The organism is Streptomyces sp. NBC_01232 (genome assembly GCF_035989885.1).
Lineage (GTDB): Bacteria > Actinomycetota > Actinomycetes > Streptomycetales > Streptomycetaceae > Streptomyces.
Map to the genome: position 1 here is coordinate 7,193,364 of NZ_CP108518.1, position 20,392 is coordinate 7,213,755.

The following is a 20,392-nucleotide window of genomic DNA, read 5'->3' on the forward strand; positions in this document are numbered from 1 at the left end:
CGCGGACGGCAGGTCAGCCGCTGGTGGCGAAGCCCTCGACGGCCCCTCGCGCGAGGCGGTGTGCGTATGTGCCGGTGAGGTCGCCGGGGCGGAACAGGATCCGGTACATCATCGGTGCCACGACCCGGTCGAGCACCGTCTCGACGTCCGGGGCGTCCTCGCCGCGCTCCACGGCCCGGGCGAGCACGATGCCGACCTGCTCCGCCGCGTAGGCCGAGCACCGCCCCGCGTTGTCACCGCCGGGATCCCCCAGCAGCGCGTCGCGGATGTACGCACGCCCCGTGGGCGAGGACATCTCCTCCATGAACTGCTCGGCCCAGCTGCTCAGGTCCTTCAGCAGGTCGCCGTGGTCCTCCGGCGGTTCCTCCGGGCGCAGATGCTCGACGGCGACGTCCGAGAGCAGCTCCTGCAGGTCGCCCCAGCGGCGGTAGATCGTCGAGGGAGTGACGCCGGCCCGCGCCGCGACCAGCGGAACGGTCAGGTCGGTACGCCCCACCTCGGTCTGGAGCTCCCGCACGGCGGCGTGGACCGCCTGCTGGACCCGCGCGCTGCGGCCTCCGGGGCGGACCATCGCTTTTCGGCTCATGCGGCCAGCTTAAAGCAAATTTCTTGCATCAGTCTGCCCGCAGGCGGGCACACCGCGCGCGGGAACGGCCGTTGTCACTTCTTCAGGAAGGCCAGGAGGGCGCTGTTGACCTCTTCGGCGTGCGTCCAGAGGAGACCGTGCGGAGCGCCCTCGACGACGACGTAGTCGGCGTGGGGGAGGGCCTTGTGGAAGGGCTCGGCGGTGGCCTCGATGGGGAGGATGCGGTCCGCGGTGCCGTGGAGGATCAGCGCGGGGACGTCGATCCCGGGGATGTCCGCCCGGAAGTCGGTGGTCCAGGTGAGGACGGCGGCGCGGGAGGCGTACGGGGAGCCGCCGGCGGCCGTGGCCCAGCAGGCCCGGACGGCCTCTTCGCTGATGCGCGAGCCGAGGTTCTCGTCGAGGTTGTAGAAGGACTGGTAGAAGTCGGTGAAGTAGGCGTAGCGGTCGCTCGTGACGGCGGCCAGGATGCCCTCGAAGACGCTGCCGTCGACACCCGTGGGGTTGTCGTCGGTCTTGAGGAGCCAGGGCTCGAGGCCGGCGAGGAACACGGCCTTGGCGACGCGAGCGGATCCGTGGGTGCCGAGGTAGCGGCCCACTTCGCCGGTGCCCATGGAGAAGCCGACGAGGACGGTGTCGGTGAGGTCCAGGGTCTCCATCAGGGTGTGGAGGTCGGCGGTGAAGGTGTCGTAGTCGTAGCCGGTGGTGGGCCGGCTCGACCGGCCGAAGCCGCGCCGGTCGTAGGTGATGACGCGGTGGCCGGCGTCGAGGAGGACGGGGAGCTGCTTCTCCCAGGACTGTCCGTCCAGGGGGTAGCCGTGGATGAGGACGACGGGCTGACCGGCGCCGTGGTCCTCGTAGTAGAGGTCGATGTCGGTGGTGTTCTCCCGGCCGACGGTGATGAACGGCATGGTGGGGCTCCTCTGCATCATGGGAATCACTGCCTGGTGATGCCTTGGTACCGGTGACTCGTCGGCGAGGTCCGGTGACACGCCGCACCGCGCCCGCGGAGGCCGGTGAGCTCGCCCCGGCCTGCCGGCCGGCCCTTAGGATCCTCTGGGAGGGACCGTGATCCGCATTCTGCTGGCCGAGGACATGCACATGCTCCGTGGGGCGCTGGCCGCCCTGCTGAACCTGGAGGCCGACCTGGAGGTCGTCGCCGAAGTGGCCCGCGGGGACGCCGTCCTCCCCGCCGCGCTCGCCCACCAGCCCACCGTCGCCGTGCTCGACCTGGACATGCCCGGCGCCGACGGACTCTCCGCCGCCCGCGACCTCGCGGCCGCGCTGCCCGACTGCCGGGTCCTGATCCTCACCGCGCTCGGCCGCCCCGAGGCACTGCGGTCGGCACTCGCCGCCCGGGTGGGAGGGTTCATGCTCAAGGACGCCCAGCCGGATCAACTGGCCGCCGCGATCCGCAGCGTGGCCGCGGGGGAGCACGTCATCGACCCGAAACTGGCCGCAGCGGCTCTCACCGCCAGGACGAGCCCGCTCACTCCTCGCGAGAGCGACGTGCTGCGGCTCGCCGCCGGCGGCGCCGAGATCGAGGAGATGGCCGACGCGTTGCACCTCTCCCAGGGCACCGTGCGCAACTACCTCGGCGCGGCCGTGACCAAGCTCGATGCCCGCAACCGGCTCGACGCGGTGCGGATCGCCCGGGAGCAGGGCTGGTTGGCGTGACCTCGGCGTGAGGCGGGTCAACCGGTGAGGGGAACGGGAGCGGACTCCAGACGGACCGTCAGGACGTAGCCGCGGGCCCCGCCCGGGCCTGTGCCGTGCGGGGCCGGTCCCGCTTCCAGGACCCCGCCGAGGGCGGCCGCGCGCTCACGCAGGTTCCGCAGCCCGTTGCCGCCGGCCCCCGGTCCGGCTCCTTCCCGCCGCTGGGGTGCGGGGAGCGCCCGGCCGTCGTCCGCCACCCGCAGCAGCCCCGGGCCGAGATCCACCTCGCACCGCCCGGCTCCGGCCGCGTGCCGCAGTACGTTCGTCACCGCCTCCCGGAGCACCGTGGCGAACAGCGCCTGCGACACCCCGTCCACCGAGTGCGCGGCTCCCTGTACCCGCACGGCGATCCCCGCGGCGGCCAGCACCCTCCGGGCGGAGGCCAGTTCCTCCTCCAGTGTCAGCTCCGCGCCCTCCCCCGGGATCGCCCGGAGGTCCGCCAACGCCCGCTCCGCCAGCGCCGCGGCGTCGGCGAGATGCCGGCCGGCCCGCTCCCGGTCGGGGTCGCGGACCGCCAGCTCGCCCTTCAGGACGATCGCCGACAGCCCGTAGCCCAGCAGGTCGTGGACGTCCCGCGCGATGCGCCGGCGTTCTCGCGCCACGACCAGCGAGGCGAGCGCCTCGCGGGCCTCCCGCACCTGCTGGACGAGGCGGGTGAGCAGGGCGAGGCCGTAGAAGACCAGAGCGATCACCACGATGTCCAGCAGGAGGAGAGCGGTGCCGCGCGCCCCGGGTCCGTCCGTCCGCGCCAGCAGCGCGAGCGCCGCGACGGCCGTCAGCGCCCCGGCCGCCGGCCAGCCGGTGCGCGCGGGAAGGACGATGAGCACCGAGGCGGCCGCGAACCCCACCAGCTGGGGGTACGGGCCGTCCGGTGCGGCCAGCACGACCAGGACCAGGGCGAGTTGGAGGCCCAGCGTCCATGCGGCGTACGGGGGACGCACGCCCGGCGGGCGGGGCAGGGAGTGGTAGGCCTGAAGCCCGACCACCGCCACCAGCACGGCCGCGTACCCGGCGATCCGCCCGCCGGGCACCCCGTCACCGAGCAGGAAGGCCATGCCCACGATCAGGTACTCCAGGTGGGTGGCGACCACGATGGGCCACGCCGGCCCGGGCGTCATGGCACGGGCGGTGACGTCCGCCCCGTCGTCCGCCTCCGCCTCCGACTCCGCCGACTGCACGGTCGGCGCGGCGCGCACGCGCTCCGAAGCCGCCCGCGCGACCACCACCATGTCCCGCGCCGCCCGCGTGCCCTGCCCGGCGAGCCGGGCGATCTCCGCCAGGGCCGCTCCCAGCACCGCGTCCAGGTCCCGCCCGGCGCGTTCCCGCTCGGCCGTGACCCGGGCCTGCCCCAACGCGCCGAGAGTGGCGCGCAGTTCGGCGTAGAGATCGGTGAGCCTGGTCAGCGCGTAGATGATCAGCCCGTGGGCAAGGGCGTTGCCCATGCCGTTCAGGACGGAATGGACACTGCCGTCACCGGGTGCGAGCGGCCCGGCGGCCAGCACGATGACGCCGAACAGGGCCCACCGCAGGCGCCGTTCGACGACCAGCAGCACGGAGGCGCCGAGGAAGCCGGGCAGGCCCGACCAGGGCGCGAGCAGGAACTGGGCCGCCAGGGTCCAGGCACCGCGCAGCCGCCGCGTCGACGGCAGGCAGGTGGCCAGCTGGAGCAGCACCATCGGTACCGCCGCGGGGCGCGGCAGGACGACAGCCGGCTCGAAGGAGAATCCGAGAACGACGACGAGGAGGATCACCGAGAGGACCGCCGGCGCGGGACCGGCATCGTCCACGCTGCTCGGCCCGGCGTTCTCGGGCCCGGTGCCCCCGGGCCCGGATCCGATGACCCTCCTGCGCCGAAATGCCCTGCCCCACCCGTTCATGAGGTCACGTTAGACGCCCGTGCGCGGCACCCGGCCCACCCATGTGAAATACACATCGGTCGGTGTACCTCGCACTGCCGCCGGCCCGGCCCGGGACGGGATCGTCGTCCCATGCGTACGACGTCGATACGGACCCTCACCACCCTGGCCGCCACGATCACGATCACCTCCGCCGCGCTGCTCGCCGTCGCGGCGCCCGCACCCGCGGCCACAGCCCCCCGTCCCGACGCCCTCAGCTCCTCCCACTCCCTCGGCTCCCTCGTCGACACCGCCGTCGCCGGGTACCTGGAGGACGACCGCATCCCCGGCGCGGCCGTCACGGTCGTGGCCGGCGGCCGCACCGTCCTGGCCAAGGGCTACGGAGTCGCCGACGTCCGCACCCGCACCCCGGTCGACCCGGAGCGCACCACCTTCTTCCTCGGCTCGCTCGCCAAACTGTTCACGGCGCAGGCCGCCTCCCGGCTCGTCGCCGGGGGTGAAGTCGACCCGAAGGCCGACGTCAACGACTACCTCCGCGCGGTCACCGTCCCGGACACCTACCCCGGCCGCCCCGTCACCCTGGACCGGCTCCTCACGCACACCGCGGGCTTCGACAGCGACCTCATCGGCCGCAACCGGGCCACCGCGAACGACGTCGAACCGCTCGCCGAAAGCCTCGTGACGCGCCGGCCACCCCGGGTCCGCGCACCGGGCACGATCGCCGCCTACGACAACTACGGCTACGCGCTCGCGGGCCAGCTCGTCGCCGACGTCTCCGGCCGTTCCTTTCCCGAGTACGTCGACGAGCACATCCTCCAGCCCCTGGGCATGACCCGTTCCACCTTCGCCCAGCCGCAGCCCGCCCCGATCGCAGCCGGCCTCGCCCGCGGCTACCGCCCCGGCGGCGCGTCCGGCTGGACCCAGGACAAGGGCCAGTACGGTGCCTGGAGCCCCGCCGGGCCCGGCGCCGTCAGCACCGCCGCCGACATGGGCCGCTGGATGAGCGCACAGCTCACCGACGACACCCCGGCGAACCGCCTCATGCAGCAGGTGCACCACCGGCAGGATCCCCGTATGCCCGGACTCGGCTACGGCTTCGAGGAGTGGCGGCGCGGCGGGCGGACCGGCTGGTTCAAGGACGGCGACCTCCCCGGATTCCACGCCGGGTTGCTGCTCGTCCCCGGCCACGACGTGGGCGTGTTCGTCGTCTTCAACGGCGACGGCACCGACGGCCGCGCCCCGTGGGACGGCAGGGACCTCATCGACCGGATCGTCGACGCCCTCCTCCCGGCGGGGGCAGCCGCGTCGGCCGCCCCGAGCCCCCCGAGCACCGTAGGCGCCCCCGCCCTCGACTCCTTCACCGGCAGCTACCGCGCCGCCCGGGTCAGCCGCAGCAGTCTCATGGCGATCGAAGGCCTGGTCGCGGGAGTCACGGTCGAGAAGGACGGCGAGAACGGACTGCGCACCACCGGCCTCTCCCTCGACCCCGGCCGGCCCGAACAGGTCTGGCTGGCCCTCGGTGACGGCCTGTTCCAGGAGCGCGGCGGAACCGGTGCGACGCTCGCCTTCCCCGGGGACGGGCTGCTCGTATCGTCCTCGATGCCGTCCACGGCATACGAGAAGCTGCCGTGGCACCGGTCTCCGGCCCTGCACCTGGGGCTGCTCGCGAGCGGCATCGGGGTGCTGGTACTCGCCGCGCTCGTCCTTCCCGCGACCGCCCTGGTACGGCGGATGCGGGGGAGTGCCCCGCACCCGCCCGCGGCACGGGCCGCGCGGGCGGCGGCCGCTCTGACCGGGTTGATCGCCGCCGCGTTCACGGTCGTGCTCGCGGCGGTCGTCTCGGACGGCAACGCGATGATGGAAAGCGTGCCCCTGGGCTCGCCGCTGCTGTCCACCGCGACGACGCTGGCCACGGCGCTCGTGCCCTGCGCCCTGGTGGTGCTGGCGGGTGCGGTCGCGGCCTGGCTCCGCGGCTGGTGGAACGTCACCGGCCGCATCCTGTTCACCCTCACGGCGGCGGGCGCGACCGCCACGGCGAGCCTGCTGCTCCAGTACCACCTGGTGGCCGGCCCGTTCGCCTGAACCTTCTCAAACCCCCATGAGGCACACGGTCGTCCGCGGCCGCGGAAAGCAGAGGAGCAGATCATGAACAAGTGGACCAGGCGCGGTCTCATGACCGCCGGCGCGGCGGCCGGAGCCGCCGCGCTCATCGGCGCCGGACCGCCGTCCCGGCGGCCGGAGCCGCTCGACATCGTCACCGGCCTGGACGGGTTCGGCGCACCGTCGACCGCGGCCGCCGGAGCGGTGACCTTCCGGTTACGGACGACCAGCACGCAGACCGGCATCGTCGGCATCGCCCGGCTCCGTCCCGGCATCGGCGAGGCCACCTTCCGCAGGCACTTGCGCGACGTATTCGAGAAGGAGACCCCGCGGGACGTCATCCGGGCGTCCAAGGACCTGATGGCCGCCGCCGAGCTGCTCGGCGGCGCCATGGCGGTGCCCGGCTCGCAGCCGGCCTTCACCGTCCGGCTGCGCCCCGGCCGCCACCTCGTCCTGGAGTACAAGGACTTCGAGGGGCCGCACGTCGGACGCGACCCGCTCCCCGGCGAGGAGTACGTCCGCCCGCTCCTCGTCCGGGCCACCGGCGACGCCGGAGCCGCGTGCACACCCCCGTCCGCCACCGTCACGGCCGTCGACACCGCGGAAGGCCCGCGCTTCGTCCTGGAGGGCGGCATCCGCCGCGGGCGGCCCGTGCGGTACGTCAACGCGATGCGGGGACAGGCCGACGAGCTCGCGGTGTACCCGCTCGAGGACGACTCCGTCACCGAGGCGGACATCCAGGCGTTCTTCCTGGACACCGGAACGCCCGCGCCCTTCGACCTGCGCGCGCAGCTGGGTACGCCGCCGCTCTCCCCGGGGCGGAGCGCGGTCGTCGAGATGCCCCTCGACCGGGGCCGGTACGCCCTCACCAGCTGGGTCGCGGGGATGAAGGACGCGCAGCACCTGTCCGCCCACGGCCAGGTCCTCATCGTCACGGTCCCGTGACCCGGTCCGGGGTGAACGGGCGCCCGGCCCGACCGGGCGCGGGGCGACGCCGGACGGTCAGGTCCGCTTCAGCAGGCTGGCGTAGGCCCGCTCCATGCCCTGCGCATGTCCGGCGCCCAGCTCGACGTAGACGTGCCCACTGGCCGTGCACGCCTCGCGCAGGGCTGCGCTCCGGTCCCTGACCCACGCCGCGATCTCGCGGTAGGTGGCGTCATCGGCTCCTTCGAGCCAGTCCGGGGTGCCACGCAGCTGTTCGGGGGTCAGCTGCGTGTTACCGAGGAAGACGGAGGCCAGCGGTATTCCGAGACCGCCGGCCTCCGTTGCCGCCGCCGGTGTGACGATGTCGCCCTCGACCACATAGCCGTCCTCGGGATCGGTGGCGTCGAGGGCCTCGGCGGCCGCCCGGACGAACTCGACGAGGAACGGCTGGGCCAGCTCTGCCTTGTCCGCATGCGTACCGTGCCGCACGCCGTGCTCGGGGGCGGCGCGCTGGAGCATCGACACCAGGGCGTCGGTCGGGCATCCGGGGAGGCCTGCCCTCTCCAGCAGCATCCACGCGAGGGTGCTCTTGCCCACCCGGGGCGGCCCTCCGATCAGATAGATCACACGAAGAACGTACCCCGGGCGCCGGCTTGGGCGACCCGCCCTGGCCGGTTCCCGGTCACCGCCTCCGGTCGGCACCCGGCCGCCGGGAGCGCCCGCGGCCGTCCGAAGTGCCCGGAGCCGTCAGCCCGAGACGGCCTTGGACCAGTTGCGGTTGACGGTCTCCCGCGCCTTCTCCCGCTCCGCCTCCGTCGGAAACGTCGGCGTGCCCTCGACCGTCGGCAGATTCTCCGCGGCGGCCTCGTCGAGGGTGCCGTCCTCCTTCATGGCCTCCATGAGGACAGGACGTGCGTAGGCGCCGAGCCGCAGGTTCTGGCCCTCCGGGCTGAAGACGTACTCCTGCCACAGGCGGGCCGCCGCGGGGTGCGGGGCGTCCTTGTTCACGCCGTTCGCGTAGTACTCGGCGAAGCTTCCGTCGAAGGGGATGGCGGTGCGCCAGTCGACGTCCAGGCCCTTCTCCCGGAACTGGTCGGCGTACCCGAGGTTGAGGAAGTCCCAGTCGATGCTGATCGGAGTCTGGCCCTTCGCGATCGTGTCCGGCGAGGATTCGACCGGGATGAAGTTGCCGCTCTTCTTCAGCTCGGCGAAGAAGTCGATACCGGGCTGGATGTTGTCGAAGGACCCCCCGTTCGCCAGGGCCGCCGCGTACACGCCGGCGAAGGCGGAGCCGGACTTGGTCGGGTCGCCGTTGAGCGAGACCTGGCCCTTGTACTCGGGCTTGCGCAGATCGGCGAAGGTCGAGGGGCAGGTCTTCACGCGCGTGGCGTCACAGCCGATCGAGACGTAGCCGCCGTAGTTGTTGTACCAGCGGGCGCGCCTGTCCTTCTGCTCCTCGGGGATCCGGTCGAAATCCGCGACCTCGTACGGAGCGAGCAGGCCCTGCCGGGCCGCCGACTGCGCGAACGAGCCGCCCACGTCGATCACGTCGGGGGCGCGGCCGTCGCGCCTGTGCTCCTTCAGGGCGTTGATCTCGTCCTGGCTGGTTCCCTCCGGGTTCTCCACCGAGACCTTGATCCCGTACTTCTTCTCGAAGCCGTCGATCAGTGCGCCGTAATTCGCCCAGTCCCGCGGGAGCGCGATCGTGTTGAGCGTGCCCTCCTTCTTGGCCGCCGCGGTCAGCGCCGCCATACCGCCGGCGTCCGCGGCGGAGGTGGCCTCCGCGGGCGCCCTGGGCGGGGCGACGGGCTTCTCTCCGCACGCGCCGAGGGGCGCCGCCGCGAGGGCCAGGAAGGCGGCGACGAAGGCTGTCCGGAGACGGGGTGCGGGCACAAAGACTCCATAACGGGCGGTCGCGTACCGTTCGAGGCCAGGGTACGTTCGGCAGCCTCGGCGGCGCAGTCCCGCACGGTGGTGTCCGCCGTCTTCCCTGCGGCTGCCGTAGCGGCGCCCGCTCAGAGCCCCTCGTCGTCCCACCCGGCCAGGAGCGCCTCCCCGAGATCCATGGAGGCCGGCTCGTCCCCGGCGTGCAGTGCCTGCTCGCTCCAGATGATCTTGCCGCGGGCGGTGTAGCGGGTGCCCCAGCGCTCGGCGAACTGGGCGACGAGGAACAGGCCGCGGCCGCCCTCGTCGGTGTCCGCGGCCCGGCGCAGGTGCGGGGAGGTGCTGGATCCGTCGGAGACCTCGCAGACCAGGCAGCGGTCGTACAGCAGCCTCACCCGGATGGGCTCGGTGCCGTAGCGGATGGCGTTGGTCATCAGCTCGCTGAGGATGAGTTCCGTGGTGAACGAGATGTCCTCCAGGCCCCACTCCGCCAGCCGGCGGGCGCAGGCGTTGCGCACGGGGGACACCGCCGCGGGGTCGGGGGCCACGTCCCACTCGGCGATCCGGGCCGGGTCCAGCAGGCGGGTGCGGGCCACCAGCAGCGCGACGTCGTCGCTGGGCCTGGTGGGCAGCATCGCGTCGATCACCGCGGTGCAGGTCTCCTCCGGGGTGCGGGCGGGCCCGGACAGGGCGGCGCGCAGCGCTGCCATTCCGGCGTCCGGATCATGGTTGCGGCTCTCGATCAGCCCGTCGGTGAAGAGCGCCAGCCGGGAGCCCTCGGGAAGGGTGAGCGTCATGGTGTCCATCGGCAGGCCCGCGCCCAGGCCCAGCGGCGGGGAGACCGGCACGTCGGGGAAGGACACGGTCCCGTCGGGGTCGATCAGGGCGGGGCCCGGGTGGCCGGCGGTGGCGGCGGTCACCTGCCCCGAGACGGGATCGTAGATGGCGCACAGGCAGGTGGCTCCGGTGATCCCCTGCCACTCCTGCTCGTCGGCGTCGATGTGGGTGACCAGCTCGTCCAGGTGGCTCAGGAGCTCGTCCGGCGGCAGGTCGAGCGTGGAGAAGTTGTACACGGCGGTGCGCAGCCGGCCCATGGTGGCGGCCGCGTAGAGACCGTGGCCGACGACGTCGCCGACCACCAGGGCCACCCGGGTGCCGGGCAGCGGGATGACGTCGAACCAGTCACCGCCCACCCCGGCCCGGGCGGCCAGGTAGCGGTGCGCGACCTCGACGGCGGACTGTTCCGGTACCCCCCGGGGCAGCAGGCTGCGCTGCAGGGTCACGGCCATGTTGTGCTCGCGGGTGTAACGGCGGGCGTTGTCGACGGACAGGGCCGCCCGGGCGGTCAGCTCCTCGACGAAGGACACGTCCTCCTCGTCGAACGGCGGGGAGTCCTGCCCCCGCCAGTAGCCGGCCATGCCCAGCACCACGCCCCGGGCCCGCAGGGGGACCACGATCAGGGAGTGGATGCCGCGGTCCAGGATCTGCAGGGCGTTGGCCTGGTGCTGGGCCCGCCAGCGGTGGGTGACGCGCAGGTCCGCCTCCAGGACCGCCCGGCCGCCGGCCAGCCCGGCGGCCATGGGGCCGCTGGGACCGAACCGGATCAGCTGGCCGACGGGGGAGAGCGGGTGGTCGCCGTCCAGGCCGACGACGGCGGTGCGGCGCATCTCGGTGATCGCTTCGGGCGGCTCCTCGCCGCGCAGCACCGGGTCCAGCAGGTCGACGGTGACCACGTCCGCGAACCGCGGGACGGCCACCTCCGCCAGTTCCTCCGCGGTGCGCTCCACGTGCAGCGTCGTGCCCACCTGCACCCCCGCGTCGTACAGCAGCTTCAGCCGCTCGCGGGCCACCTCGGCCCGTCCGGCGAGTGCCCGCAGCTCGGTGGTGTCCCGCAGCGTGACGACGGTCCCGGCCTTCCCGTAGGGGGCGGTGGGCCGGATGTTCACCGCCAGCAGCCGGTCGGCCGCCATGTGCAGCTCGTCGCTCGCGGAACGGCCCGACGTGATCGGATCGGCGATCCCCTCCTCCAGGCCCAGGTCGGCCACGGGCAGCCCTTCCGCGTCCGCCGGCAGGTCCAGCAGCCGCCGGGCCTCGTCATTGGCCAGCAGCAGCCGTCCGCCGCCGCCGACGATCAGTACGCCCTCCCGTACGGCGTGCAGCACCGCGTCGTGGTGCTCGTACATGCTCGTCATCTCGGCCGGTCCCAGTCCATGGGTCCGGCGCAGCAGCCGGCGGCTCACCAGAGCCGTCCCGCCCGCGGACAGGGCGAGCACCGCGGCCGCGGTGCCGAGCACGACCGGCAGCTGTCCGTTCACCATGCTCTGGACGTTCTGGACCGTGACGGGGGAGGAGACCACGGCGATGACCTTGCCGTCGTCGTCCTTGACGGGGACCACCGAGACCACGGACTGACCCAGGGACCCGGCGAACGTCTCGGTGAAGGACGTGCCGGCCGCCGCCTTGGAGAAGGGGCCGACGACGCGTTTGCCGATCTGCCGCAGGTCGCTGTGGGCGAGGGTGACCCCGTCGAGCGTGTACACGTTGATGCCGTCGACCCCGGCGATCTTCGCGGCCGCCTGGGCGCTCGGCTGGAGCACCGCGCTGGGGTGGGCACTGCGCACGGCGGCGACGATCCCCGGAGACTCCGCGAACGTTCCGGCGGCGGCGAGGGTACGGTGCCGGGCGTCCAGCATGGCGGAGCTCCGGGCCTGCACCACCAGCGCCACGACGGCGGCGGCGACGAGAAGGACCACGACGGCCAGCTGGAGGAGGAACACCTCGCCGGCCACGCTCCGCGCGCTCAGGAGCGAGGTCAGACGCTGCGGCGGCCGTGCCTTTCCCCCGGAGCGCCTGGAGGACCCGGCGGGCCCGCCCGGCTCGGCGGGCTTGGGGGTGCCCGGGGGCCGGGCGCCCTCCTGCTGCTCCTGGGGGTGTCCTGAGCGGGGGCGTCGGGGGGGAGGGGAAGAGCTCGTGGTCGAGCCGAGCAGCCGACGCCGGAAATGTCCAAGGACATTGCTCATACTTCAGTTTCCAACCTCTGCGGGCGGTCGGCAGCGGGGAGCGACGCCCGCCGGGCGAACGGCGATCCGGCGCCGTCGCTGACCTGGGAAGTGCGGGCGGAGCGGTCCCGGACGGCGGGGGGTTCCCGGCGGTGTCCCGCCGCAGCTGCGCGGGCGCGTCGCGCAGTGCGGTGGGGATCCGGGCCGGCGTGGCGGACGCGGCCCGAGTGGCTTGCGGATGCACCCCGTTTTCGGCCAGCCATGTGACCGAAAAAGGGGCTTCATTCTCGCGGCGCAGGAAGGTGTCTTCTGAATCCAAGGAGCCCGTGCCTGCGGGCTTGATGTTCGAAGGGGTGCGGTCCGGCGCGCCATTGAATCGAGACCTGGATGGGAGGCGTCTCACGCCTCGGCATTCCAAGTTGAGTCCTGCCGTCTTGAATAATGCTGTGTTAACGTCGGAATTGTTGATCACCGCGGGCCCTAAAGCCCAGGGATCACATCAAGGGATGTCGCCGTCATCAACCCTGACCGCTTCCCGGTTTCCCACTCGGTCCGCCATCTCCGGAATCGAGTGTTCCGCCTATACCGCCCCTCTGTGCTCATGCATGGAGGGTGAAGAGTTGTGCGATGAGCTGCGTCACCACCTTTCTGTGTGGAGAGCGGCGTTCGGGGGAATTTAGTTGAACATTGGATGGGTAGGATGCTGAATCCGTTGGTCCAGGCTCTTCTGAGCCGATGCGACGATCCGGAGGACCGGGGGGTTCTCACGGATTGCGCTTCCGGTCGTACGGTATCGGCGCAGCAGTTCTGGAATGATTCTCAGCAGGTGGCCCGGCTGCTTGCGCAGCACGGTGTGGTCCGGGGGGACCACGTGGCCGTCACCATGCCGGCGGGCGAGGTCTTCGCGCACATCATCTACGCATGTTTCGTCATCGGGGCCGTTCCTGCATTTGTCGATGCGGGAACGAGCAAGGAGATCCTCACCAAGTGCATCGAGGAACTGGAGCCGAAACTCTGGGTGAGTGCGAGTCCGGTTCCCGGTCAGGAAACGCGGTATCCGGAACACTTCGACGTCCGTCAGCAGCCGCCCTCTGCGGCCGAGGCCGTCCAGCCCGTTGAGGTATCCGGTGATGACGCCGCGCTCCTGCTCTACACGAGCGGCACCACGGGCCTCCCCAAGGGCGTGCCGTGGACCTGCGCGCACCTCGCCTCGTACGTACGGATTCAGCGCGACTCGTACGAACCGTTCGGCGTGAAGTCGGAGTTCGCCTTCTTCGCGCACCTCGGGATCAAGGCGATCGCCATGGGCCGCCGCGCTGTCATACCCGCGCTGGACGAGACGCAGCCGGCCCTGTTGTCCCTTCCGGATGCCGTCCGGCAGATGGCCGCCCACGGATGCGACTACGTCTTCGCGTCGCCGGTCTTCTGGCAGCGCCTTTCGGACGCGTGCCTGGGCGGGACGGTCGAGGCGCCGCCGGTGAAGGTGGCCGCCACTGCGGGGGCGGCGGTCAATCCCGGGATGCTGGCCACGCTCGCCGAGGTCATGCCGGGCACCCGCATCTACGTGCCCTACGCCAGCACCGAAGCGCTCATGCCCATCACGCTGATCGAGGCGGGGACGATGGCTGCGCTGAGCGAGACGGGCACGCGGCTCGGCCACGGCGTCCCGCTGGGGCGGGCGGCGGAGGACACCCGCGTCGCGGTCATCGACCCCCGTGCCTCCGAGCTGCGCGAGATCACCGACGCCGACCTCCTGGGGCCGGGACAGATCGGTGAGCTGATCGTCAGCGGTCCCAGGGTCACCACCGAGTACTTCAAGCGCCCCGAGCTGACCGACTACGCCAAGTTGCGGCACACCGGTGACGGGTCCCTCTGGCACCGCATGGGCGATGTGGGGTACCTCGACGCGGAGGCCATGGTGTGGTTCATGTGCCGCAAGAAGCACGTCGTCGACACCGCGGTCGGGCGCGTCTATCCCGATCAGCAGGAACAGGTCTACAACCACCACCTGGGCATATACGACTCCGCGGTGGTGGCGGCTCCGGGCGCGGACCGGGTCCGGCTGGTCCTCTCGGACGTGTTCCGGGGGCGGGTTTCACCCCAGGACGTTCAGGCCGTGGCCGAGCAATTCAATCTCCCCGTGCCCCGACTCGTCTTCTACCCGGGCCGGCTTCCTTCGGACAGGCGTCACAACAGCAAGATCGACCGCGAGGCGATCCTGGACTGGTGTCTGCATCGGAAAACTAACTGAGAGGCGCACGTGAGATTCGCCGAGTTGATGGATTTTTACCTTGAGGCATGTTCGGACCGGAAGCAGGTGACCGATCACCTCGAAGACCTGCTCTCCAGCTTCCCGGAAAAGTCGATCATCGACTGCTCCGTAGGTACGGGGTTCATCACGCTGGACCTGATCAGCCAGGGATACGGCATCGTATGCACCGACGGCAGTGCGGGAATGCTGGAACAGTTCGAGCGGAACGCGGCGGAACTGGGGCTCGAAGCCAACCCCGTTCTCCTCGACTGGGCCGATCTGTCGGGCACCTTCCCCGACATGTTCGACCTGCTGATCTGCCGCGGCAATTCGCTGGTGTACGCGAACGTGTGGGACGACAACACCGCGGCGGCCGGCGCGAGCTCGATCGCCGGCCATCTCAAGAGCATGTACGGAGCCCTCAAGCCGGGTGGATTCATCTACGTCGACATCCCCGCCGCGCCGAGCGAGGAGCGTTCCTCCGGACGCATCTCCCACGTTCCCTGCGAGATACGGGGCAGGCAGGTGACGGTGACCGAATCGATCGCGGACATTCCTGAATCAGAAATCCGGCGGTGGGACGTGCGCATGGAGATCGATGACGAGGTCTTCGAGTTCACGCGGCACTCCCACATGTACGGCGAGAGCCGCCTTCGGGAGGCCCTGGAGCAGGCCGGATTCGTCGAGATAATGCCCCTGGAGGGCAACACGCTGCGTGAGCACTACCAGGTGTTCACCGCCAGGAAGCCGCTCGGCAACGTGATGCAGAGGTTTGCCCAGCCCGCAGGCGCTTCGTCGGCCCGTTTCTGACAACGGCGGGTCCGGGCCCGGCCGCTCGGGGGTGTGGCGAATCCCGTCACGCTGTCGAGAAGGCGCGACGCGGCAGGAACGAGCCGGCCCGGGCGGCCGGTCCGCGGACCTCACGTTCTCCGGCGCTCGTCGCGGCGGTCCGGGCGGTCCCGGCCCGAGGGCGAGCGGGCCGGCGCTCCGGGAGCCGAAGCCCTGTCCGTACTCGCCGTCCCCGGCGGCCGTACCCGCGTGATGCGACCGGGCGGCGAGGTGCCGTCCCGGGCCGCGCGGGCCCCACGGGCGAGCCGGGCCGCGGCCCCTGGGCGCCGGGTGGCGGCAGCAGCGGCCCGAGAGCCACGGCGGCGCCGGCCCGCCCGGGCCGCACCCGCCCTCCGAGCACCGGGCCCGCCCGGACCGGCCGCCCGCATCCCCGCCCTCACGTGCCCGGACGGCACCGCGCTTCCCGGGGCCTGCACCGAGGACGCCCCGGTCCTGGCGGAAGCCCTGCGCGTGCCTTCCCCGGCCTCACCATCCACAGCATCAGGAGTGTCATGTCCCGTCGTCTGTTCACCTCGGAGTCCGTCACCGAGGGCCATCCCGACAAGATCGCTGACCAGATCAGCGACACGGTCCTCGACGCGCTCCTCAGCGAGGACCCGACCTCGCGCGTCGCCGTCGAGACCCTCATCACCACGGGTCTCGTGCACATCGCGGGAGAGGTGACGACGAAGGCCTACGCGCCGATCGCGCAGCTCGTCCGGGAGAAGATCCTCGAAATCGGCTACGACTCCTCCAGGAAGGGCTTCGACGGCGCCTCGTGCGGCGTGTCGGTGTCCATCGGTGCGCAGTCCCCGGACATCGCGCAGGGCGTCGACACCGCCTACGAGAAGCGGGTCGTGGGTGCCGCCACAGGTGAGGAGGGAGACGAGCTCGACAAGCAGGGTGCCGGCGACCAGGGCCTGATGTTCGGCTACGCCTGCGACGAGACTCCCGAGCTCATGCCGCTGCCGATCCACATCGCGCACAAGCTCTCGCGCCGTCTGTCCGAGGTCCGCAAGAACGGGACCATCCCGTACCTGCGCCCCGACGGCAAGACCCAGGTCACCATCGAGTACGACGGCGACAAGGCCGTCCGTCTCGACACGGTCGTGGTCTCCTCGCAGCACGCCTCGGACATCGACCTGGACTCGCTGCTCGCCCCGGACATCCGTGAGTTCGTCGTCGAGCACGTGCTCGCGCAGCTCGTCGAGGACGGCATCAAGCTCGACACCGAGGGCTACCGTCTGCTGGTCAACCCGACCGGCCGCTTCGAGATCGGCGGCCCGATGGGCGACGCCGGCCTCACCGGCCGCAAGATCATCATCGACACCTACGGCGGCATGGCCCGTCACGGTGGCGGCGCCTTCTCGGGCAAGGACCCCTCCAAGGTCGACCGCTCCGCCGCGTACGCCATGCGCTGGGTCGCCAAGAACGTGGTCGCCGCCGGCCTCGCCTCGCGCTGCGAGGTCCAGGTCGCGTACGCCATCGGCAAGGCCGAGCCCGTCGGCCTCTTCGTCGAGACCTTCGGCACCGCCAAGGTCGAGACGCAGAAGATCGAGGACGCCATCGCCGAGGTCTTCGACCTCCGCCCGGCCGCCATCATCCGCGACCTCGACCTGCTGCGCCCCATCTACGCCCAGACCGCCGCCTACGGCCACTTCGGCCGCGAGCTGCCGGACTTCACCTGGGAGCGCACCGACCGCGTCGACGCCCTGCGCGCCGCCGCCGGCCTCCAGGACTAAGGGCTGTCCCGTAATCCGCGGTGGGTCAGCGCACGGCGTCAGATGCGGTGCATCGCAAGGCGGAGGGTCGTACTCATACTGGGCGTATTCGGGCGATCCGACAACGCAGCGAGGTGCCGTAGCTGGCGTCGTGCGCCCGCCGGGGATTACGGGACAGCCCTTAGGCCGTCTCTCCCGGACCTTGCCGGGCCCTGCGAGGCACCGCACCGCACCGGACGGCCCTGGCCCACCCGACAAGATCTGAAAGAGAAGGCCAGGCCGCGTGTTTTCCAGAATGGCCCTTGGCTCGCAGTTCACTGCCCACGGCGCCCTGCTGCGCTCGGCCGGATCGGACTCGCCGCACCAAGGAACGCATCAGAACCACCCACTCGATCCGCCCGCCGAGGCGGACCCCCGGCCGGAGGCGAACCCGTTGGAGTTTCGGCAGTCGAGCAAACTCGACGATGTCCTGTACGAGATCCGCGGCCCGGTGGTGGCGCAAGCCAACGCCCTGGAGGAATCCGGGCACAGCGTGCTGCGGCTCAACACCGGAAATCCCGCACTGTTCGGCTTCGAAGCGCCGGAAGAAGTCGTGCAGGACATGATCCGGACGCTGCCGATCGCCCACGGATACAGCGATGCCCGTGGCATCCTGCCCGCACGGCGAGCCGTGGCCCAGCACTACCAGAGCAAGGGGTTCACGGACGTCGACGTGGACGACGTCTTTCTGGGGAACGGTGTTTCCGAACTCGTCTCACTGGCCGTTCAGGCTCTTCTGGACGATGGCGACGAGGTGCTCATTCCCGCACCGGACTTCCCTCTCTGGACGGCGGTCACCACCCTTGCCGGCGGACGGGCCGTGCACTACACCTGCGACGAGTCCGCCGACTGGTTCCCCGACCTCGACGACATGGCTGCGAAAATCACCGCACGCACCAAAGCAGTGGTGATCATCAACCCGAACAACCCCACGGGTGCGGTCTATCCGAAGGAGATCCTCGAAGGTATTCTGGATCTTGCCCGGCGCCACCACCTCATGGTGTTCGCCGACGAGATCTACGACAAGATCCTTTACGACGGCGGGCAGCACGCACATGCGGCCCTGCTGGCACAGGACGTCGTCTGCCTCACGTTCAGCGGCCTCTCCAAGGCCTACCGCATCGCAGGGTTCCGCTCGGGCTGGCTCGTCGTCTCCGGCCCCAAGGAACGTGCGCGCGGCTATCTCGAAGGGCTCCTCACCCTCGCCTCCATGAGGCTGTGCCCCAACGTTCCCGGGCAGCACGCCATTCAGGCCTGCCTCGGTGGGCGTCAGAGCATCGAGGACCTCGTGCTGCCGGGCGGCAGGCTCCACGAACAGCGCAACATGGCGTGGGCGAAACTCAACGAGATTCCCGGAGTCTCCTGCGTCAAACCGAAGGGCGCGCTGTACGCGTTTCCGCGCCTCGATCTCGATATGTACAAGATCCACGACGACGAGAGGTTCGTCCTCGACCTCCTCAGGACCGAGAAGATCCAGGTCGTCCAGGGAACCGGATTCAATCTCAAGCGACCGGACCACTTCCGGATCCTGACACTCCCTCACGTCGATGTTCTCGAAACGGCGATCGGCCGCATCGGACGCTTCCTCGAGGGATATCACCAATAGCGCTTTCTCTGTGAAGTTGCAGGTCATGGGCGAGGCGGGTCCGGTCGTGCGACCGGCATGCCCGGGCCGACGGGACGCGCGATCGCGAGCACACGACGCTGCGGCCCGTGCCCCGGCGGAAGCGATCGGGTTCGGACCTGCGTTCCCTGACCTGCGACTTCGGCATGAAGAAGGGATTTGTCAGTTGAACGGATCGGGCGAGACCACTGCATTAGTCACTCAGGCGCACGTCGACGCAAGTGCGGTCGGCTGGCATCGCGACGCTTTCGACGACGTCGCGTCCCGCCTCACGGACCCAGGATTTCCCTGCGTGTTCTCCAGGAACGCCTTTCGGAAGAAGCTGCTGAAGTTCATCTTCGTGGAGGACTTCGAGAGGGGCGACATCGAGCACCTGGGGGAGGGGATCAAGGAATATGTCGAGCTGTCGAGGGACTGGGACGGCGCGCTGGACACGGCTTATCCGCTCGTCGCCGTATTTTCACCGGATGCCGTGACCGCGAACTCCGTCCAGGAATATCATGCATTCGGCTGGAAGGTCCTCCAGGACCTGCACGCGATGGACCCGGAGCCGTGGCCGGACGGAGTCGACAAGGACCCGGACTCCGAATCATGGTCCATGTGCTTCAACGGAATGCCCCTGTTCGTCAACATGAGCAGCCCGGGGCACCGAGTACGTCAAAGCCGGAACCTGGGCCGGCACTTCATCCTTGTCGTCAACCCGCGCGAACGGTTCGACATATTCGCCGGCGACACGCCGAGCGGCCGCAGGGTCCGCTCCAACATCCGCGAGCGCATCGGCCGCTACGACGGTGTCCGGCATGCCGCGCAACTGGGTTCCTACGGCAGCGGTGCACTCGAATGGACCCAGTACGGCCTCGTGGAAGAGAACAGGGAGAGGGCCGACAAGTGCCCTTTCACCTTCCGGGGAGCCTGAGCGCGCGGCCGCGGACCGCATTTCCGTTCCTGGTCCGGACCTCCGCACCCGAACCGGCAGACGCCGTACACCCGCATGAGAGAAGGACGTGAAAGATGTTTGATCTGATCGTTTCCCAGGGCCGCGTGGCCGACAGGGCGGCATGGATGATCGAGGGCGCGGCACGCACCGCGCGGGCCCTGGAAGACCGCTACGGGCTGAAGGGCCAGTACATCGGAAAGCCGGCCCCGCCCGCCGACGACGACTGGACCGTCAGTCTTCCCCAGGCCCGGGAAACCCTGACGGGGCTGGGCGAAGCCGTCACCGCGAGCCTCAAGGGCGACAACCTCCCCGTCGTGATCACCAATACCTGCCCGGCCAGCCTCGCCACGCTGCCGGTGGTGGCGCGTGAGCACCCGGAAGCCGTGGTGCTCTACATCGACGGGCACGGAGACTTCCACACACCGGACACCACCGAATCGGGATACCTCGGCGGCATGGTCCTCTCCGGCGCGTGCGGGCTGTGGGACAGCGGCCACGGCAGCGGACTCCGTCCCGAACAGGCCGTCCTCGTCGGCTCGCGCGACATGGAGGAGGCCGAAAGGGAACTCATCCGGGCGGCCGGTGTCCGCGTCATCCCGCCGAAGGAGGCCACGGCGGAAGCCGTCCTCGACGCGGTCGGCGGAGCGCCCGTATGGATCCACATCGACTGGGACGTGCTCGAACCGGGATCCGTACCGGCCGACTACACGGTTCCGGACGGCATGCTGCCGGCGCAGATCCGGGCCATATTCGAGGCGATTCCCGCAGAGCAGCTCATCGGTGTCGAACTCGCGGAGTTCAACGCGCCGACGGACAGCGAAGACAGCGAGAGGGCGGTCTCCATCATCCTCGACATGGTCGCCCCCGTCTTCGAGGCCGGTCGGGCGAAAGCCACGTCCCCCGAGCGATCGCCGGGCAGGGGCTGATACC

At 70.8% G+C, this 20,392-nt stretch carries 15 protein-coding genes; 9 read left to right on the top strand and 6 right to left on the bottom strand.

The features are described from left to right. Positions 1-13: 13 nt before the first annotated feature. Both OG444_RS33175 and OG444_RS33180 read right to left on the bottom strand, forming a co-directional pair. Entirely contained in the window at positions 14-586 is a 573-nt protein-coding gene (locus OG444_RS33175) for a TetR/AcrR family transcriptional regulator (protein WP_327265575.1), read from the bottom strand. A 74-nt stretch (positions 587-660) separates the two neighbouring features. Next, a complete protein-coding gene (locus OG444_RS33180) occupies positions 661-1,494 on the bottom strand; it encodes an alpha/beta fold hydrolase (RefSeq protein WP_327265576.1) in 834 nt (277 codons plus the stop codon). Positions 1,495-1,651: 157 nt separating this feature from the next. Between OG444_RS33180 and OG444_RS33185 the strand changes: the two genes are divergently transcribed. Continuing rightward, complete coding sequence (locus OG444_RS33185; protein WP_327265577.1) at positions 1,652-2,260, top strand: response regulator transcription factor; 609 nt, start codon at positions 1,652-1,654, stop codon at positions 2,258-2,260. A 17-nt stretch (positions 2,261-2,277) separates the two neighbouring features. On the opposite strand, the gene OG444_RS33190 is transcribed toward OG444_RS33185, so the two are convergent. Then, positions 2,278-4,176 carry a histidine kinase gene (locus OG444_RS33190; protein ID WP_327265578.1) on the bottom strand — a complete coding sequence of 633 codons (1,899 nt, stop codon included), beginning with the start codon at positions 4,174-4,176 and terminating at the stop codon, positions 2,278-2,280. Positions 4,177-4,287: 111 nt separating this feature from the next. Between OG444_RS33190 and OG444_RS33195 the strand changes: the two genes are divergently transcribed. Beyond that, positions 4,288-6,237 (top strand): serine hydrolase domain-containing protein, encoded by a 1,950-nt coding sequence (locus OG444_RS33195; RefSeq protein ID WP_327265579.1) that lies wholly within the window; start codon positions 4,288-4,290, stop codon positions 6,235-6,237. 63 nt (positions 6,238-6,300) lie between these two features. Next, positions 6,301-7,200 (top strand): twin-arginine translocation signal domain-containing protein, encoded by a 900-nt coding sequence (locus OG444_RS33200; protein ID WP_327265580.1) that lies wholly within the window; start codon positions 6,301-6,303, stop codon positions 7,198-7,200. Positions 7,201-7,257: 57 nt separating this feature from the next. On the opposite strand, the gene OG444_RS33205 is transcribed toward OG444_RS33200, so the two are convergent. The 3 genes from OG444_RS33205 to OG444_RS33215 all read right to left on the bottom strand — a co-directional run bounded on the left by OG444_RS33205 (position 7,258) and on the right by OG444_RS33215 (position 11,852). Next, positions 7,258-7,806 carry a hypothetical protein gene (locus OG444_RS33205; protein WP_327265581.1) on the bottom strand — a complete coding sequence of 183 codons (549 nt, stop codon included), beginning with the start codon at positions 7,804-7,806 and terminating at the stop codon, positions 7,258-7,260. A gap of 120 nt (positions 7,807-7,926) precedes the next feature. Further along, positions 7,927-9,072: an ABC transporter substrate-binding protein gene (locus OG444_RS33210; protein WP_442810679.1), complete on the bottom strand. Its 1,146-nt coding sequence runs from the start codon at positions 9,070-9,072 to the stop codon at positions 7,927-7,929. 122 nt (positions 9,073-9,194) lie between these two features. Next, positions 9,195-11,852 carry a SpoIIE family protein phosphatase gene (locus tag OG444_RS33215; RefSeq protein WP_442810680.1) on the bottom strand — a complete coding sequence of 886 codons (2,658 nt, stop codon included), beginning with the start codon at positions 11,850-11,852 and terminating at the stop codon, positions 9,195-9,197. 910 nt (positions 11,853-12,762) lie between these two features. On the opposite strand from OG444_RS33215, the gene OG444_RS33220 reads away from it, so the two are divergent. The 6 genes from OG444_RS33220 (at position 12,763) to OG444_RS33245 (ending at position 20,388) form a co-directional block, all read left to right on the top strand. Further along, complete coding sequence (locus OG444_RS33220; RefSeq protein ID WP_327267000.1) at positions 12,763-14,313, top strand: AMP-binding protein; 1,551 nt, start codon at positions 12,763-12,765, stop codon at positions 14,311-14,313. 9 nt (positions 14,314-14,322) lie between these two features. Then, positions 14,323-15,123, top strand: coding sequence for a class I SAM-dependent methyltransferase (locus tag OG444_RS33225; protein ID WP_327265583.1), 801 nt, complete (start codon positions 14,323-14,325; stop codon positions 15,121-15,123). Between the two features lie 530 nt (positions 15,124-15,653). Next, positions 15,654-16,883, top strand: a complete 1,230-nt coding sequence (metK, locus tag OG444_RS33230; RefSeq protein WP_327265584.1) for a methionine adenosyltransferase — start codon at positions 15,654-15,656, stop codon at positions 16,881-16,883. A gap of 412 nt (positions 16,884-17,295) precedes the next feature. Next, positions 17,296-18,507 (top strand): pyridoxal phosphate-dependent aminotransferase, encoded by a 1,212-nt coding sequence (locus OG444_RS33235; protein WP_327267001.1) that lies wholly within the window; start codon positions 17,296-17,298, stop codon positions 18,505-18,507. A 184-nt stretch (positions 18,508-18,691) separates the two neighbouring features. Continuing rightward, positions 18,692-19,441, top strand: a complete 750-nt coding sequence (locus OG444_RS33240) for a YqcI/YcgG family protein (protein ID WP_327265585.1) — start codon at positions 18,692-18,694, stop codon at positions 19,439-19,441. Positions 19,442-19,536: 95 nt separating this feature from the next. After that, positions 19,537-20,388 carry an arginase family protein gene (locus OG444_RS33245; protein ID WP_327265586.1) on the top strand — a complete coding sequence of 284 codons (852 nt, stop codon included), beginning with the start codon at positions 19,537-19,539 and terminating at the stop codon, positions 20,386-20,388. Positions 20,389-20,392: the final 4 nt, after the last annotated feature.